Genomic DNA, 15,605 nt, shown 5'->3' on the forward strand with positions numbered 1-15,605 from the left:
CCACCCTCCAGGTCCACGCCACGCCGGGAGTTCGAGCATCCGCGCGCAAACGTGTCGGCGGCTCGCCGTAAGGTGGGTGCCCATGAACGACCGGCTGGTGTGGATCGACTGCGAGATGACCGGCCTCGACCTGGCGGCAGACGCCCTGATCGAGGTCGCCGTACTCGTCACCGACTACGAGCTCAACGTGCTCGGTGACGGCATCGACCTGGTGATCGCACCACCACCAGGCGCACTCGAGCAGATGGGCGACTTCGTCCGCGACATGCACACCGCCTCCGGCCTGCTCGACGAACTCGCCACCGGCATCCCGCTCGCCGACGCCGAACAGCAGGTCCTCGACTTCATCTCCGGCTACGTCAAAGAACCCCGCAAAGCCGCCCTGGCCGGCAACTCCGTCGGCACCGACCGGACCTTCCTCGTCCGCGACATGCCCAAGGTCGAAGCCCACCTGCACTACCGCAACGTCGACGTCAGCTCCATCAAGGAACTCGTCCGCCGCTGGTATCCGCGGGTGTACTACGCCACCCCCGCCAAGACCGGCAACCACCGCGCGCTGGCCGACATCACCGAGAGCATCGAAGAGCTCCGGTACTACCGCCGGACCGTGTTCGTGCCCCAGCCCGGACCCGACTCCGACACCGCCCGAGCCGCCGCCAGCCTCATCAGCGACCCCGTCGGAGACTCCCAACCCGCCTCCTGAACAGGGCCGTCCGGGCCCGATTTCATGTCCCCGGACATCGTCGCTATGATTGCTCAGCCGTCGCACGCGGACGGCAATGGTGGGTGTAGCTCAGCTGGTAGAGCACCTGGTTGTGGTCCAGGTGGTCGCGGGTTCGAGTCCCGTCACTCACCCGACGTCGACGGCGACCCATGCCTGCGGAGAGCGCAGGCCGGGTCGCCGTCGGCATTTGTGCGGCTGCGCTTCGCTTGCCGCGGGTGGGGGCTTCGCCACCCACACCCCCATACCTCGGCGGGGGTTGTTGGTTGGCTTTCCGCGGTGGCTTGGGTTTGTCGGTTGGCTATCTGCGGGGGCTGGGGTTGTCGGTTGGGTTTCCGCGGGGGCTGGGGTTGTCGGTTGGGTTTCCGCGGGGGCTGGGGTTGCTTGTTGGGTTTGGGCCGTGGCTGGGGTGGTTTTGTCTGGTCGTGTCCGGGCTGATGGGATGGGGTTGTGAAGAGCTCGGGGAACGTGTGGTTTGGGTATGGGGTCGTGCTGGTTGTGACGTTTGCGGTGGGGGTGCTGGCGTTCTGTGTTTGGGTGCTCTCCTTGGTTTTCTGACCTTGGGGTGTGATCTCGTCGGGGGGTTGGTGCGTCTTCTGGGGTGAAGGCGTCGACGAGAGGCTGGGGATGGCGGTTACCGAAGACTTCGAGGAGTTTGCGCGGGCGGGGATACCTCGGTTGTACCGGACGGCTTGGCTGCTGACTGGCGACCGGCATCATGCTGAGGATCTTGTCCAGGACACGCTCGCGAACATGCTCAAGACGTGGGCCCGGATCGACAATCCGGGAGCTTATGCGCGGACCGCTATGGCTCGGACGTTCATCTCGCAGCGGCGACGACGGAGTTGGTCGGAGCGGCCTACTGCCGAGCTACCTGAGCAGGTTGAGCGGGTGGGCGATGTCGAGCTCCGGATGGCATTGCGGGAGGCGCTGGGCGAGTTGGCGCCGTTGGATCGGGCCGTGCTGGTGCTGCGGTACTTCGAAGATCGCAGCGTTGAGCAGGTCGCGCTCGATCTCGGAAAGAACGCCAGCGCGATCACTACGCGGACGGCCCGGGCATTGGACCGCCTGCGCGTGGTGCTGGGTGACAACGCCGTACAGCTGATCGCCCACTGACCCAGAGGAACATGATGAACAACCTGAACGACACGCTGCCCAGCCTGATGGACCGGGCCACCGAGAACCTCGAGCCGGTCAGCACCGACCTCCTCGACCGGAGCGTCCAGCAGGGACTCCGGCTACGCCGCCGGCGTACGACGCTGCTCTCCGTGACCGGGGCGGGCGCCGTGCTGGCGACCGCCGGACTCGTCGCGGGCGGGATCCAGCTGCTGGGTACGCCGTCCGAGGCCTCCGTCTCGGGTACGCCGGTCCCGGTCGTGACCCCGACTCCTCTCGCCAAGCCGGCCGCGGGGACACCGCAACAGGCTCTGGCGACCCTCAAGCGCCTCATCGCGGCGCCGGGCCGCACGCTGTCCGAACCGACGGTCCGCGGGAGCGCGAAGGAGGGCTTCCTCGCGGCGTCGTACCTCGTCGACGACGGCAACGGCGCGTCCCTCGTCGAGGTCCTGCTGGCCGCCGACGGTACGGCGAACCCCTGCTTGGGCGGCGGCCCAGGCTGCAGCATCAACCCCGATGGCTCGAGCATGTACTCCTCCTCCGACGAGCCGGAGTACTCCGACGCCCGGAACGAGGAGTACGGCGTCCTCTTCAATCGCGTCGAGCTGTCCTACCCCGACGACCGCTACATCGGCCTCGCGAGCTACAACGGGCCGGCCGAGAAGGGGATCGAGCACACGCGCGCGAAGCCCCTGTTCACCGCTGCCCAACTCGCCACCATGGCCCAGAGCAAGAGCTGGCAGTTCCCGGCGCCCACCGCCGTCAAGCCCTCGAAGGGCGCCAAGCCCTGGACCACCCGCAAGGGCACCAGATAGCCGAAAGGCCCGGCCGCACAGCGGCCGGGCCGCTCAGCGTGGGGTGATGACGACCTCGGCCTCGATCTCGACCGGGATGTCGAAGGGAAGGGCGGCCTGGCCGACCGCCGAGCGGGCGTGCTGCCCCGTTTCCACACCCCACAACTGCAGGATCACGTCCGAGAAGCCGTTGATCACCGCCGGCATCCGATGGAAGCCCGGCGCGACATTCACCATCCCGAAGACGCGCACCCAGGCAACGATCCGGTCCAGGTCACCCAGCTCCCGGCGCAACGAGGCCAGCATCGACAACGCGGTCAGCGCGGCCGCGTCGTACGCCTGCTCCTCTGTCACCTCCGCACCGACCTTGCCCAGCGGTTCGGGCAGCTTCCCGTCGGCCGTGAGTGGCCCGTGACCGGAGACGTACGCGCGATCGCCGTACAGGCGGACCCAGGGAAAGGGCAGCGTGACGCCGGGCAGCTGCATCGGCTCCGGCAGCGTGAGTCCCAGCTCGGCCAGTCTCTTCTCGATCTCCATGGGGTTTCCTCAGGACGGGGGACGGATGATGCGTTGCTCGATGGCGCGGGCGACGGCGGCGGCCCGGGTGTCGACTTCGAGCTTGGTGTAGATGTGCGACAGGTGGGACTTGACCGTGGCCTCGCTGACGAACAACTGGCGGGCCATCTCGCGGTTCGACCGACCGGTCGCGAGAAGGCCGAGGATCTCGACCTCGCGCTCGGTCAGCGTCGGCCCGGATCGCTTCACCAGCCGGGCAGCGATCGCGGGCGCCAGGATCACCTCACCGCGAGCAGTGCCGCGGATGGCGCGAAACAAGTCGTCGGGCGGTGCGTCCTTCAGGAGGTAGCCGGAGGCGCCGGCGTCGATCGCGCTCATGATGTCGGCCTCGGTGTCGTACGTCGTGAGCACCAGGACCTGCGGTGGTTCCGGCAAGGCCCGCAGCCGCGCGGTGACCTCGGCACCACCAGGGCCGGAGCCCAGATTGAGATCCATCAGTACGACGTCCGGCCGAACAGCAGCGACCAACTGCTCGGCGCTGTGCGCATCGGACGCCTCGCCGACCACAGACAGGTCCTCCTGCCCCTCCACCAGCGCTCGCATCCCCGCACGAACCACCGGATGGTCGTCTACAAGCGCGACCCGGATCATGAGCGCACCAACGGGACCGACGCGGCGAGCGCCGTACCCTCACCCGGTTCGCTCTCCAGCACCAGAGTGCCGCCCAGCTCACGCAGGCGATCGCGGATACCAGCCAGGCCTCGCCCCCGGTCCGGATCGGTGCTGCCAGTGCGGTCCGGCAGACCGCGGCCGTCGTCGCGGACGTCCAGTACGACGGCGTCCGGCTGATAGGTCAGCGTCACCACGGCTGTGCTCGCAGCTGCATGCTCCAGCACATTAGCCAGTGCACCGCGCGCAGTCCGTAGCAACGCGGTCTCGATCTCCGCGCCGAGCGGCACCGGAGTCCCGTGCACCTGGACGCGGACCTCCACACTCGCGTGCGCGGCGAGCCGCTCACAGGTCTGCCGCAACGCACCTGGCAGCGCAGGCTCCCCCGGACCGCTCGCCAACTCCGCGGGTGCCAGGTCCCGGACCACTCGGCGTACCTCGTCCAGCCCGTCGCGAGCAGTCGCCGCCGCCTGGGCAGCGTGCTCGCGGGCCGCGGCAGGCCGGTCGTCCCATTCGTGTTCGGCGGCCTGCAGCAGCAGATTGATGCTGGACAGCCCTTGAGCGACGCTGTCGTGGATCTCCCGCGACAGCCGCGCCCGCTCAGCCAGTACACCGGCCCGGTGCTGCGCATCAGCCAGATCGCCCTGCGCCGCATGCAGATCGTCCAGCAGCGCCTGCCGCGCGAGCGCGTCCCGCTCCAGCGCTCGATACGCACCAACCGCGAGTACGGCGACGCACACCGGTCCCAGCACGATCGTCGGGTCCAGCCGGTCGGTCATCCGCGTCCACGTGACCACAGTGGTCGCCACCATCCCAGCAACCACCGCACAGGCCGGCCAGAACGGCAGCACCCGCAGCGCCACGAACGACAGCGGCACAGCGCACCACGCGAACGACGGCGCCACCAGGACCAGCCCGAACCAGACTGCCACCAGCAACGCCAGCCACAGCCGGCTCGGCAGCAGTCGATGCGCGGCATAGGTAGCCAGCAGCACCACCGCCCCACCAAGCACCCACGGCGCCTGATCCCCGAACCCGTGCCCGGACAGGTACCGCACCGCGGACGCCACCACCAACACGACGAACGCCGTGTGCAGCGCCGTCACCAGCCCGCTGGCGTGGCCCAGAATCCCGGCAGTCCAGGCCGGTGCGCGTGAAGTGGTCCCTGGATTGGTCATGGTCCAGCCGATGGTAGGCCCGGTCAGCCCGCTTCAGAATCATCCGAACGGCTACTCGATCGTCCCCGAACGCCCGTCGTACCCGCGTCCTCCGTCGACCAGGCTGGATGCACAGTCCACGACACTTGATGCGAGGTACTCATGTCCGTCCGTTCCCTCTCCGCGACTCTCGCGCTCTCCGCCGTACTGCTCGGCGTCTGCGCGCCACTGGCGTCCGCCCGGACCAGCACGTACGAGCTGCCCGGCGACCCGGTGGCGAGCGGCGGATCCAAGTACGAGGGCATCGGGTACGACGTACGCACGCAGCGGTTCTTGGCGTACCGAGCGCGTTCCTGAACGACCTGGTGATCGGGCCGGACGGAGCGGCGTACGTGACCAACTCCAACGCGCCGCAGGTGTTCCGCGTCGCCGAGAAGCACGGTCGCTGGACGATCCGGACCTGGGTGGACGCGACCGCGACCATTCCGACCCAGAGCGGGTTCAACCTCGGCGGCATCGTGCTGTCGCCAGACCGTCGTGCGCTGGTCGTGGCCCAAGGCAACGTTGGGAAGCTGTGGCGGTTCGACCTGCGGACCGGCCGCGTGTCGACAATCGACAGCGGTACGGCGGACCTGGTCAACGCCGACGGTCTCGTCCAGGACAGTCGCACGCTCTGGGTCGTGCGGAACTTCTCCAAGGTGCTGACCACGCTCCGGCTGTCTCAGGATGGTCGTACGGCGCAACTGGTGAGCGCGACCGCAACCGACCCGGACCGGGTGTACACGACCGCGAAGCTCGCGCAGGGCTGGCTGCTGCTGGTCGACAGCAAGTTCGACGAGCCGGTCGGGCTCCCGCCGTACCAGGTGGTCGCCCTGACCCCGCCGCGCCGATGACCCGCCGTCGCCCGATCGCCGTGGCTGCCGTCATCCTGGTGACGGCGGCCACCGGCTGCACGGCCGCCTCAGCCCCTACTCCGGCCGCTCAGCAGACCCCTGGTCAGCTCACCCCGACCGCTCAGCTCACCCCGAGGACCTCTCCCGTGCCGACCGACGACACTCTCGACACCCAACTCATCGCCGCCGCCTGGAAGAACGACGTCGCCGGAGCCCGTCGACTGATCACCGCCGGCGCCGACGTCAACGCGGTCGACGACACCGTGCAGAGCGCCTTCCTGATCGCCGCCAGCGAGGGCTACCTCGACCTGCTCGACCTGACCCTCCAGCACGGCGCCGACGTCCGCAGCCTCGACAGCTACCACGGTACGGCGCTGATCCGCGCCGCCGAACGCGGTCACGCACCCGTGGTCGCCCGCCTGCTACGCGCCGGTGTGGCCGTCGACCACGTCAACCGCCTCGGCTGGACCGCCCTCCACGAGGCAGTCCTCCTTGGCAAGGGCACCCCGCAGTACGTCGACACCGTCCGCCTGCTCATCGCCGCCGGAGCTGACCGCGACCGCCCAGCCGAGCGCGACGGAACCACGCCAGTACAAGGTGCACAGAAGCTCGGTCAGACCGCCGTGACCGCCGTACTCACTACCGAGCGCCCGACCTCCGCAGCCTCCGCCCTGCTCGCCGCAGCCACGGCAGGCGACGCGAACAAGGCCGCCGCCGCGCTGGCAGCGGGAGCGCCGCTGGAGTCGCGCGACGACCACCGGCGTACCGCTCTCCTGCTGGCGTCCCTGAACGATCGCGTCGACGTCGCTCGCCTCTTGGTCGGCCTCGGCGCGGACCCCGACGCGCAGGACGACCGCCGCGACTCGGCGTGGCTCGTCACCGGCGTCACCGGCAGCGTGGCGATGCTCGAGACCCTCCTCCCGGCGAACCCGGACCTCAAGCTCCGCAACCGCTTCGGCGGCATCTCGGTGATCCCGGCGAGCGAACGCGGTCACGTCGACTACGTCCGCCGCGTCGTACAGACCCGGATCGACGTGAACCACGTCAACGACCTCGGCTGGACCGCACTGCTGGAGGCCGTGATCCTCGGCAAGGGCACCGGACCGTGGCAGGAGATCGTCCGCATCCTCCTGGCCGCGGGCGCCGACCCGTCGCTGCCCGACGGTGACGGCGTCACTCCAATCCAGCATGCGCGCAGCCGCGGGTACGACGAGATCGCCGCAATCCTGGAGGCCGCGAACTAGCCGGCCCCGGCGAGCGCGTCCCAGGTCTTCACCACTTAGTCGGTCAGGGGCTCAAACACCTCGACGGGAGGTCGAACCACCTCAGGTGGTCGAACTCGGAGTTCACCGTGCCCTCATGATGGATGCTCTCCTCCTGGCAGGTGGACAGCAGGTCCCGCGCCTCGGCGAGGTAGTCCTGCAGAGCCGACTCCGGCGCGGTGTGGTCGTGGCGCGGGTAGCGCAGTGTCCCGTCGGCGTCGTACCCGACCTCCGACAACCGCAGCGGCGGCTCGACCGCGCCACGATGGTGCCGCCACAACCCGTTCGTGGGATCGAAGCGGTAGTCACCGAGCAGCCGCCAGCCGTCCCGCGCGACCAGCTTCACCGCCTCGACGACGTAGGTGAAGACCGCCTCCGAGATGAAGTAGTTGAAGTTCACCCGGACCCAGCCCGGCTTGATCCCCTCGCAGCCGTGCATGACCTCTTCTTCGAACTCGTGCGACTGCACCAGGTCGATCCCGAGCAGGGTGTGGCCGTACGGGCCCGCGCACGAGCACCCTCCGCGCGACTGGATGCCGAACAGGTCGTTCAGCAGCGCGACCACGAAGTTGTGGTGCAGGAACCGCCCGGAGGGTGCCTTCACCACGAACGAGACGATCGACAACCGCTCCGCGTCCAGGTTGCCGAGGATCTGGATCTTCGGCTCGCTCTTCCAGGCCTCGACCGCGCGACGCAGGTACGAGTCCTCGTGCGCGCGGATCACGTCGATGCCGACCGCCTGCTTCAGCTGGAACGCGAGGCCGGCCCGGATCGACCCGATGATCGCCGGCGTGCCGCCCTCCTCCCGATGCACCGGATCCTCGATGTAGCGATGCTCCAACTGGTTCACGTACCGCACCGTCCCGCCACCGGGTACGTCGGGGACGCGGTTGTGGAGCAGTTCGCGCCGGGCGACCAGTACGCCGGGAGTACCGGGACCGCCGATCAGCTTGTGCGGGCTGAGGAAGATCGCGTCCTTGTAGGACAGTGGGTCGACGTCGCGGCCGGCGTACATGCCGATCTCGACGTACGGCGCCGCGGCGGCACAGTCCCAGAACGACAGAGCGCCGTACTGATGGAGCAGGGCCGAGACCCGCTGCGTGTTGCTGACGATGCCGGTGACGTTGCTGGCCGCGGAGAACGACCCGATCTTGAGCGGGCGGGCGGCGTACTCGATCAGTCTCTGCTCGAGCTGCGGGATGTCGATGTGGCCGTCGTGGTCCTGGCTGATCACGACGACGTCGGCGATCGACTCACGCCACGGGAGCTCGTTGGAGTGGTGCTCGTACGGCCCGATGAACACGACCGGTCGCTGGTCCCGCGGGATCTGGTCGGTCAGGTGGTAGGTGTCGTCCAGCTCGGCCGGGATACGCAGGCCGAGGATGCCGATCAACTTGTCGATCGCGCCCGTCGCGCCCGAGCCGCAGAAGATCAGGGCGGTCTCGTCGTCGCCGCCGACGCTGTGCAGGATGATCCGGCGGGCGTCCTCACGCAGACGAGTGGTCTGCAGGCCGGTGCCGCTGGACTCGGTGTGGGTGTTCGCGTACCGCGGCAGGACCTCCTCGCGGATGAAGTCCTCCAGGAACGTGAGCGCGCGCCCCGAGGCGGTGTAGTCCGCGTACGTGACCCGGCGCAGACCGTACGGGCCAGGCATCACCTGGTCGTCCCCGATCACCGACGCCCGGATCCGCCGCAGCAACGGCGTGTCCGGCGGCGCCTCGACTCGCTCCCCCTGGATCGTCATGGCTCAGGGTAGAACGGCCGAGTGACCTACGTCTCGTGTCCGGATCGCGTCCTGTGGATAAGGTCGGTGGCAGTTGACGGCGAGGGAGTTGGGATGACGTTTTCCGGCGAGCTGTGGGACCGCGGTGGCGCCTCCGTGTACGACGAGATCGTCCGGCATCCGTTCATCACCGGGCTGATCGACGGGACTCTGGACCACGACGCGTTCCGTTACTTCATCGTCCAGGACAGTCACTACCTGCGCGCCTACTCGCGCGCGCTCAGCCTGGTCGCCGGCCGAGCGGTCGACGAGGACGCGGTGAGCATGTTCGCGTTGCACGCCGCCAACGCGATCGCGGTCGAACGCTCGCTACACAGCTCGCTGCTCGGCTCGCTGGGCATCTCCGCGGCCGATGTCGACGCTGCGGGGTCCGGACCGACGACAACGGCGTACATGTCCTATCTGACCGCGGTCTGCGCAACGGGCACGTACGCCGAGGCCGTGGCCGCCGTACTGCCCTGCTACTGGATCTACCGCGACGTCGGCCGCGAACTGCTGAAGCGGTCGTCGCCGGACCCGCTCTACCGGCAGTGGATCGAGACGTACGGCTCGGACGAGTTCGATGCCGTCGTCGAGTCGGTGCTGGCTGTGACGGATGGTCTGGACGTCAGTGCCTCCGAGCGGGAACGATGTCATCAGCACTTCGCCACAACCTGCCGCTACGAATGGATGTTCTGGGACGCCGCGTACCACAAGCTCGATTGGCCGGTCGGATGATGGACTTCTACGACGTCGTGATCGTCGGCGGTGGGCACAACGGCCTCGTCGCCGCTACCTACCTGGCTCAGGCCGGCCTGACCACACTGGTCCTCGAGCAGCAGCCGCACACCGGCGGCGCCGCGGTCAGCCAGCAGGTGTTCCCCGGCGTCGACGCCAAGCTGTCGCGGTACTCGTACCTGGTCAGCCTGCTGCCCGACAAGGTCGTCGCCGACCTGGGCCTCGGTCTCGACCTCCGGTCCCGCTCGGTCGCGTCGTACACCCCGGTACGCCGCTCCGGCCGCGACCTCGGCCTCCTCGTCGAACGACCGGAGGGCCCGGCGACCCGCGCCTCGTTCGCCGCCCTGACCGGGGGCGACGCCGAGTACGACGCGTGGACGTCGTTCTACGGCTCAGTGGGCTCATTGGCCGCCGCCGTCGCGCCGACTCTCCTTGAGCCGCTCCAGTCGGCCGCCGAAATGCGCTCCCGGGTCGACGCCGCGCTGTGGGACGAGCTGATCGAGCGGCCGTTCGGTGAGTCCGTGGAACGACGATTTGCTGACGACACCGTGCGTGGCGTGGTGGCGACGGACTCGGTGATCGGGACGTTCGCCGGGTTGCACGACGAGTCGCTGATCCAGAACCGGTGCTTCCTCTACCACCTGATCGGCAACGGCACCGGCGAGTGGCGGGTGCCGGTCGGCGGCATGGGTGCGGTGACGGACGCTCTGGCCGCCGCTGCCCGGCGGGCCGGTGCGTCGCTGGTCACCAACGCGTCGGTGACGTCCGTCGAGGCGGACGGCGTACGCGGGTCGGTCACCTGGCTGGGTGGCGACGGGGAGCGGTCGGTCGACTGCTCCTACGTGCTGTCGAACGTCGCTCCGGCCACTCTGGATGCGCTGCGTGGTCGTGACTCCGCTGTGAAGCCTGAGGGGTCGCAGCTGAAGATCAATCTGCTGCTGTCGCGGCTGCCGGCGTTGAAGTCGGGTGACGATCCGGCGCGGGCGTTCGCCGGGACTTTCCACATCGACGAGGACTACAGCCAGTTGGAGTCCGCCTATCAGACAGCTGCTTCGGGAGCGCTGCCGTCGACGCCGCCGTCCGAGGTGTACTGCCACTCGCTGACGGACCCGTCGATCCTCTCGCCGGAGCTGGTTGCCTCCGGCCACCACACGCTGACCGTGTTCGGGGTCCACTTCCCGGCCCGATTGTTTGCCTCCGACAACGATGTGGCGCGGGCCGAGGCGGCTCGCCGGGTGCTGGCCGGCCTGGACTCCTACCTGGCCGAGCCGCTCGAGGACTGCATCGCCCGCGACGCCGACGGCAACCTGTGCATCGAGGCCAAGACGCCGTACGACATCGAGGAATCCGTCGGCATGCCGGGCGGCCACATCTTCCACGGCGACCTGCAGTGGCCCTGGGCCACCGACGACGCCGACACCGGCCGCTGGGGCACCGAAACCGACGTCGCCAACCTCCTCCTCTGCGGCTCCGGCGCCCGCCGAGGCGGCGCCGTCTCCGGCCTCGGCGGCCACAACGCCGCCATGACCATCCTCACCCGCTAACCGATTTCGCATCTCCCCCGCCGCCCTGCTACGATCCTCATCGTTCCAAAGCACGACAAGCGCCGCTAGCTCAATTGGCAGAGCAGCTGACTCTTAATCAGCGGGTTCGGGGTTCGAGTCCCTGGCGGCGCACAAAAGCCCAGGTCACGACGGTGTGGCCTGGGTTTCTTCATGCCCACAGGACACCTTTTATTCGACGCTTTCAGCCGCACGCTCTCTCGCCGACCGGCTGTCCTGACTTCATCTCGTCGTGACTGTGCGTCACATCACATGCGTGCGGAACATGTCCGACTCACCGTCCTCCGCACCGGCCACGCGTTGAACAGGCAACGCTCACAGCTGGCTGGAGGAGACACATGCCGAGGACACCGCTGCCCATCGGAACCTGGGGAGAGATCTCCACCAGGACCATGAAGACCAACAAGAACAGCAAACCCACCAAGCACCTGGCCCACGCCAAGTTTCGCGACCAAGACGGCAACGTCCGCGCCGTCACCGCCACCGGAACAACCAAAACCGCCGCACGAACCGCCCTGCTCACCAAACTCCAGAGCCGCGCGAAGACCAACCACTCCGGCGACCTCACCGCGGCCCACAAGATCAACCACCTCCTCGACCTGTGGGAGCGAAGGTTCGAAGGACTCATCGCCGACAGGACACGCTCACCCACCTCGCTCGCCACCTACCGGCGCGCCCTCAAGAACCATGTCCGTCCCGCCATCGGCGAACTCCACATCGCTGAAGCCACCACCCAGCGCCTCGACACCGTCCTGTCCAACATCAAGCACCACGCCGGCGCCCCCACCGCCAGAACCTGCCGCGCCGTCATCTCCGGCGCGATGAAACCTGCCGTCCGGTACGGCGACACCACCGTCAACCCCGCCCGCGAAGTCGACGCCATCCAAGCCAGACCGAAGAACCCAACCAGAGCACTCACTGCGAAAGAAGTCACCCTATTGCAGAACAGCCTGACCGCGGATGAACGCGCCGTACAAGCCGACCTTCCAGACCTGGTCACGCTGATGCGTGCCACCGGCGTCCGCATCGGCGAAGCACTCGCCGTCCTCTGGAACCAAGCCGACCTCGAAGCCGGCACCGTCGAAATCACCCACACCATCGCACGGCCACCCGGCGAAGGCCTGATCCGCAAGCCCACCAAATCCAGAACCGGCGAACGCACCCTCAGCCTCCCCAGCTGGGCCGCCGCCATGCTCCGTGAACGCCACACCACCGACCGCCGCCCCGACGACCCCGTCTTCCCCGACACGACCGGCGGCTACCGCGACCCCTCCAACACACGCCGCGCCCTCCGCACAGCACTCACTGCGGTGCCACGCGGTCCCGGAAGGTTTGCGGACTGGTGCCGGATATCCCGGGGTGTCGGCGAATCCGAGAAAGTTTGGTCAACCCGCCGGTGGTCGAGCGCGACTCGGCGCCAGGGACGTGATCCACAATGTCTCGAACGAGGGTCGAGCAGCTGTTCGCGGGAACGGTCGATCCTCGCCAGCAGTGGTTTCATGAGCGGCACCGGCGGATCCTCGCACATCGTCCAGGGCTGACCCGATGGTCTTGTGCACGACGACTGGCACCCAGTGGCGAGGGGCGTCATCGGGCCCGGTCGAATCGCAGCCGCTTGTACCCGGGCATGCGCCGCTGGAGCGAGGCTGCCAGCAGCGGGACGAGCGGGTCGTGGTAGTCGTGGACCTCGGCGACGGCCTTGCCGGGTGCGGGGCGGACGACTCGTCCGGCGCACTGGACCAGGAGTCCGTCGAAGGAGATCGGCGCCACGAGGAAGAGGGTATCCAGGGCCGGTGCGTCGAACCCTTCGCCGACGAACGGTGTGGTGCCCAGGACCAGGACGCCGTCCCCAGCCCTGGCGTCGGTGAGTCGCTCGACGACCGCGCGTCGATCCTTGGCCGGCATGCCTCCCTGGAGCACAAGTGGTTCGTGGCCGCGACCTGCCAGGAGCGAGGTCATCGTTTCAAGGTGGGCGACCCGGCGGGTCAGGACCAGGCAGTTGCGCCCCTGGGCGAGAGCGGCGTGGACATCTTCGAGGATCTGCTCATTGCGATCTCTGTCGGCGGTGAGCGCCCGATGTGCCTCGGCGATAGGTGACAGGGCGTCCTGATCGATATCTGCTGCGGTGAACATGGTCTCGTGCAGATGCAGCACTCGTGCCGGTCCGGCGCTGGTGTCGGCTGCTTCGGCCAGCGTCCCGGGGATCTCGTCGGTCATCATGTGCCGGACCGGTCCGAGCTGCCAGCGCAGGAGCTCGCCGAGGCCGTCGCGGCGGTCGGGAGTGGCGGTGAGGCCGAGCCAGTACCGGGCGGCGATCTTCTTGACCGAGTGGTCGTAGGCGGCTGCGGCGATGTGGTGTGCCTCGTCGACGATGACCTGCCCGTATCCGGCGGTCAGGTTCGCGACGTCGTCGTGCCTGGCCAGGGTGGGCAGCATGGCGACGTCGACGATCCCGGTCAGTTTGCTCCGCCCGCCGCCGACCTGTCCCGGTTTGAGGCCGAGGAACTCGGCCAGCCGGGTGCGCCACTGGTCGGCGAGGGCCTTGCGGTCGACCAGGATCACTGTGGACACCGCTCGTTCGGCGATGATTGCGCACGCCATGACCGTCTTGCCGGATCCTGGCGGGGCGACCAGGACGCCGTCGTCGTGCGCTAGCAGCTCGCCGACTGCCGCGGCCTGCCGGTCGGTGAGCTCGCCGATCAGCGCGACGTCGATCTCCGTACCAGCGGTCCGGCTGTCGGTGACGTCGAGGCGGGCGCCGCTGCGCTCGATGATGCCGGTGACCAGATGCCGCAGTCCGCGAGGCAGGACGAGCTTCTCGTCCAGGGTCAGGTCGTAACCGGTGACGAACCGCGGGGTGTCCCAGGTGGACTTGCGCAACCGTTGCAGCTCGTAGAACTTCGGGTTCGCCATCGATGCGGCATGCTTGAAAGTCGCAAGAGCGGCAGGCGGGAGTGCGGTCGCGTCCAGGACCAGGCCGGCGGCGAGTTCGGCATGCACGACCGGCGGCATGGGCGGGTGCACCTTGGTGGACTCGGCTCGTGCCAGGGCCGTGACGTCGTGGCCGACGGTGGCGCGCGACGCCTTACGGGCGAGCCGGGCGGCGTCACCCGGGGTGAGCCGGTCCAGCGTCGAGAGGAACGCCCACTGGTCCTCGTACGGTTCCAGCGTGGCCGGGTCGAGGAACAGCGTGAGCCCGTCCTTGCGGCGGCTGCCGTGCAGCGGTGCGGCGATCTGGTTGCCAGGGCCAGAGCCGGGCAGTACGTCCTGGCTCGGGAACAGACGGTCGTAGGAGCCCAGGCTCATGGCGCCACGCTGGAGGATGGCCTCGTGGATCAGTGCGGTCCCGACCGCGCGTGCTGTCTGTGCGGGGATCGCCTGGGTGAAGAAGATCCACACGTGCGCCCCGGCACCGGACTGGGAGATCTCCAGCGCAGCGGGGACGCCTACAGTTCGGGCGGCCTTGACGTACGCCAGGGCGTCGAGCATCGCGGTCTTGCCGTCGAAGTCGGCAGCCAGCCACCAGCAGGTGTTGTCCGGGAGCATCGGGTACAGGCCAATGAACAGGTCCTGCCGCGACCGCGCGGCCAGGTGCTCCGCGACGACGTCCGGAGTCAGCGGGAGCAGACGGGCGGTCGCGCGAGTCATACCCTTGCGCCACCCACCCGCCGCCACGGGCATCCACCCCTTCTTTCCCGTGCGCGGGTCCTCCCAGTGCCTGGCGTAGGTGTCGGTCCTGGCGCGAAACAGGTCCAGGTAGAGGGCGAGCTTCTGCTGCGGCGTCGAGCCTGCCATCGACACCAGCCCGCCTGGCCCGATAGGGGCCGCGAGTTGCTCGGCCGCGGGCGTGGTGTCCTGGCCTCGTAGCTCCAGCAGACGGGACAGGCGCGCATTCTCGGCCCGCAGCCGGTCCCGCTCGGTCCGCAGCTCGGACAACTCACGGCGCAGGTCCGGGCTTCCGCCGCCATCGCGACCGTCACGAAGACTCACGCGACCATCCTGCCAGCGCCCAAGACCGCCCTGTCCCCCAACGCCGGCGATAAGCCGCGCGACGACATGTCCCGGGACTTGACTTCCGGCCAATTAGTCCATTGATCCAAACCGGCACATGCCTACAGCACAGATATGCGGAGCGGCATTGCCTGTCTGGACAGAGCTTGGAGGCCGGGAAGCCGGTCGAACGCCGTCTATCCTCTGGTCGTTGCTGCCTTCCCGCCGAATTGGTGCTCTGCCGGCTGCGGTGGGCAACCATGAGGCCAAGGCTCTGACATTTCTGAGCATGGAGCCCGCCATCGGCTACGGCGTCTCCGCGCTTCACCACAGGTTCCTGGACATTCAGGCTCCCGACCGGTTGTCGTGGAACGGTGAACCTGCAGCAGAAGTACTGCATCTACTCCTTCGAGCCCGCCGGTCTG

At 68.5% G+C, this 15,605-nt stretch carries 14 protein-coding genes and 2 tRNA genes; 11 read left to right on the top strand and 5 right to left on the bottom strand.

Going from position 1 to position 15,605, the window contains the following annotated elements; translation table 11 throughout:
- Positions 1–82 precede the first annotated feature (82 nt).
- The 4 genes from orn to OG817_RS24960 all read left to right on the top strand — a co-directional run bounded on the left by orn (position 83) and on the right by OG817_RS24960 (position 2,652).
- On the top strand, positions 83–703 hold the full coding sequence (orn, locus tag OG817_RS24945) for an oligoribonuclease (RefSeq protein ID WP_131364129.1): 621 nt from the start codon (positions 83–85) through the stop codon (positions 701–703).
- Positions 704–782: 79 nt separating this feature from the next.
- Positions 783–855 (top strand) — tRNA-His (locus tag OG817_RS24950).
- 493 nt (positions 856–1,348) lie between these two features.
- Positions 1,349–1,837, top strand: coding sequence for a SigE family RNA polymerase sigma factor (locus OG817_RS24955; protein WP_406047047.1), 489 nt, complete (start codon positions 1,349–1,351; stop codon positions 1,835–1,837).
- Between the two features lie 14 nt (positions 1,838–1,851).
- Positions 1,852–2,652, top strand: coding sequence for a hypothetical protein (locus tag OG817_RS24960; protein WP_406047048.1), 801 nt, complete (start codon positions 1,852–1,854; stop codon positions 2,650–2,652).
- 33 nt (positions 2,653–2,685) lie between these two features.
- On the opposite strand, the gene OG817_RS24965 is transcribed toward OG817_RS24960, so the two are convergent.
- From OG817_RS24965 to OG817_RS24975, 3 genes are read right to left on the bottom strand one after another with little or no spacing between them, the layout of a single operon-like run.
- The gene (locus OG817_RS24965; RefSeq protein ID WP_406047049.1) at positions 2,686–3,168 is read right to left on the bottom strand and encodes a RidA family protein; all 483 of its coding nucleotides are present in this window, start codon (positions 3,166–3,168) and stop codon (positions 2,686–2,688) included.
- A 9-nt stretch (positions 3,169–3,177) separates the two neighbouring features.
- On the bottom strand, positions 3,178–3,798 hold the full coding sequence (locus OG817_RS24970; RefSeq protein WP_360451807.1) for a response regulator transcription factor: 621 nt from the start codon (positions 3,796–3,798) through the stop codon (positions 3,178–3,180).
- Complete coding sequence (locus OG817_RS24975; protein ID WP_406047050.1) at positions 3,795–4,994, bottom strand: sensor histidine kinase; 1,200 nt, start codon at positions 4,992–4,994, stop codon at positions 3,795–3,797. The genes OG817_RS24970 and OG817_RS24975 overlap by 4 nt, the downstream gene beginning before the upstream one ends.
- A gap of 141 nt (positions 4,995–5,135) precedes the next feature.
- Between OG817_RS24975 and OG817_RS24980 the strand changes: the two genes are divergently transcribed.
- The 3 genes from OG817_RS24980 to OG817_RS24990 are packed head-to-tail and all read left to right on the top strand — an operon-like array spanning position 5,136 to position 7,110.
- Positions 5,136–5,330 carry a hypothetical protein gene (locus OG817_RS24980; protein ID WP_406047051.1) on the top strand — a complete coding sequence of 65 codons (195 nt, stop codon included), beginning with the start codon at positions 5,136–5,138 and terminating at the stop codon, positions 5,328–5,330.
- A 35-nt stretch (positions 5,331–5,365) separates the two neighbouring features.
- Positions 5,366–5,866, top strand: a complete 501-nt coding sequence (locus OG817_RS24985) for a hypothetical protein (protein ID WP_406047052.1) — start codon at positions 5,366–5,368, stop codon at positions 5,864–5,866.
- Positions 5,863–7,110, top strand: coding sequence for an ankyrin repeat domain-containing protein (locus tag OG817_RS24990; protein ID WP_406047053.1), 1,248 nt, complete (start codon positions 5,863–5,865; stop codon positions 7,108–7,110). Before OG817_RS24985 ends, OG817_RS24990 begins: the two co-directional genes overlap by 4 nt.
- 43 nt (positions 7,111–7,153) lie before the next feature.
- On the opposite strand, the gene OG817_RS24995 is transcribed toward OG817_RS24990, so the two are convergent.
- Entirely contained in the window at positions 7,154–8,872 is a 1,719-nt protein-coding gene (locus OG817_RS24995) for an aminotransferase class V-fold PLP-dependent enzyme (protein WP_406047054.1), read from the bottom strand.
- Positions 8,873–8,965: 93 nt separating this feature from the next.
- On the opposite strand from OG817_RS24995, the gene tenA reads away from it, so the two are divergent.
- The 4 genes from tenA (at position 8,966) to OG817_RS25015 (ending at position 12,731) form a co-directional block, all read left to right on the top strand.
- On the top strand, positions 8,966–9,628 hold the full coding sequence (gene tenA / locus OG817_RS25000) for a thiaminase II (protein WP_406047055.1): 663 nt from the start codon (positions 8,966–8,968) through the stop codon (positions 9,626–9,628).
- Positions 9,625–11,172: a phytoene desaturase family protein gene (locus OG817_RS25005; protein WP_406047056.1), complete on the top strand. Its 1,548-nt coding sequence runs from the start codon at positions 9,625–9,627 to the stop codon at positions 11,170–11,172. Before tenA ends, OG817_RS25005 begins: the two co-directional genes overlap by 4 nt.
- 59 nt (positions 11,173–11,231) lie before the next feature.
- Positions 11,232–11,304 (top strand) — tRNA-Lys (locus OG817_RS25010).
- A 278-nt stretch (positions 11,305–11,582) separates the two neighbouring features.
- Positions 11,583–12,731 carry a tyrosine-type recombinase/integrase gene (locus OG817_RS25015; RefSeq protein WP_406047057.1) on the top strand — a complete coding sequence of 383 codons (1,149 nt, stop codon included), beginning with the start codon at positions 11,583–11,585 and terminating at the stop codon, positions 12,729–12,731.
- Between the two features lie 46 nt (positions 12,732–12,777).
- Here the strand turns inward: OG817_RS25015 and OG817_RS25020 are convergent, their stop codons facing one another.
- The gene (locus OG817_RS25020) at positions 12,778–15,180 is read right to left on the bottom strand and encodes a TOTE conflict system archaeo-eukaryotic primase domain-containing protein (RefSeq protein WP_406047058.1); all 2,403 of its coding nucleotides are present in this window, start codon (positions 15,178–15,180) and stop codon (positions 12,778–12,780) included.
- Between the last annotated feature and the right edge of the window lie 425 nt (positions 15,181–15,605).

The sequence above is a fragment of the Kribbella sp. NBC_00889 genome (assembly GCF_045207705.1).
In the GTDB taxonomy this organism is placed as follows: Bacteria; Actinomycetota; Actinomycetes; order Propionibacteriales; family Kribbellaceae; genus Kribbella.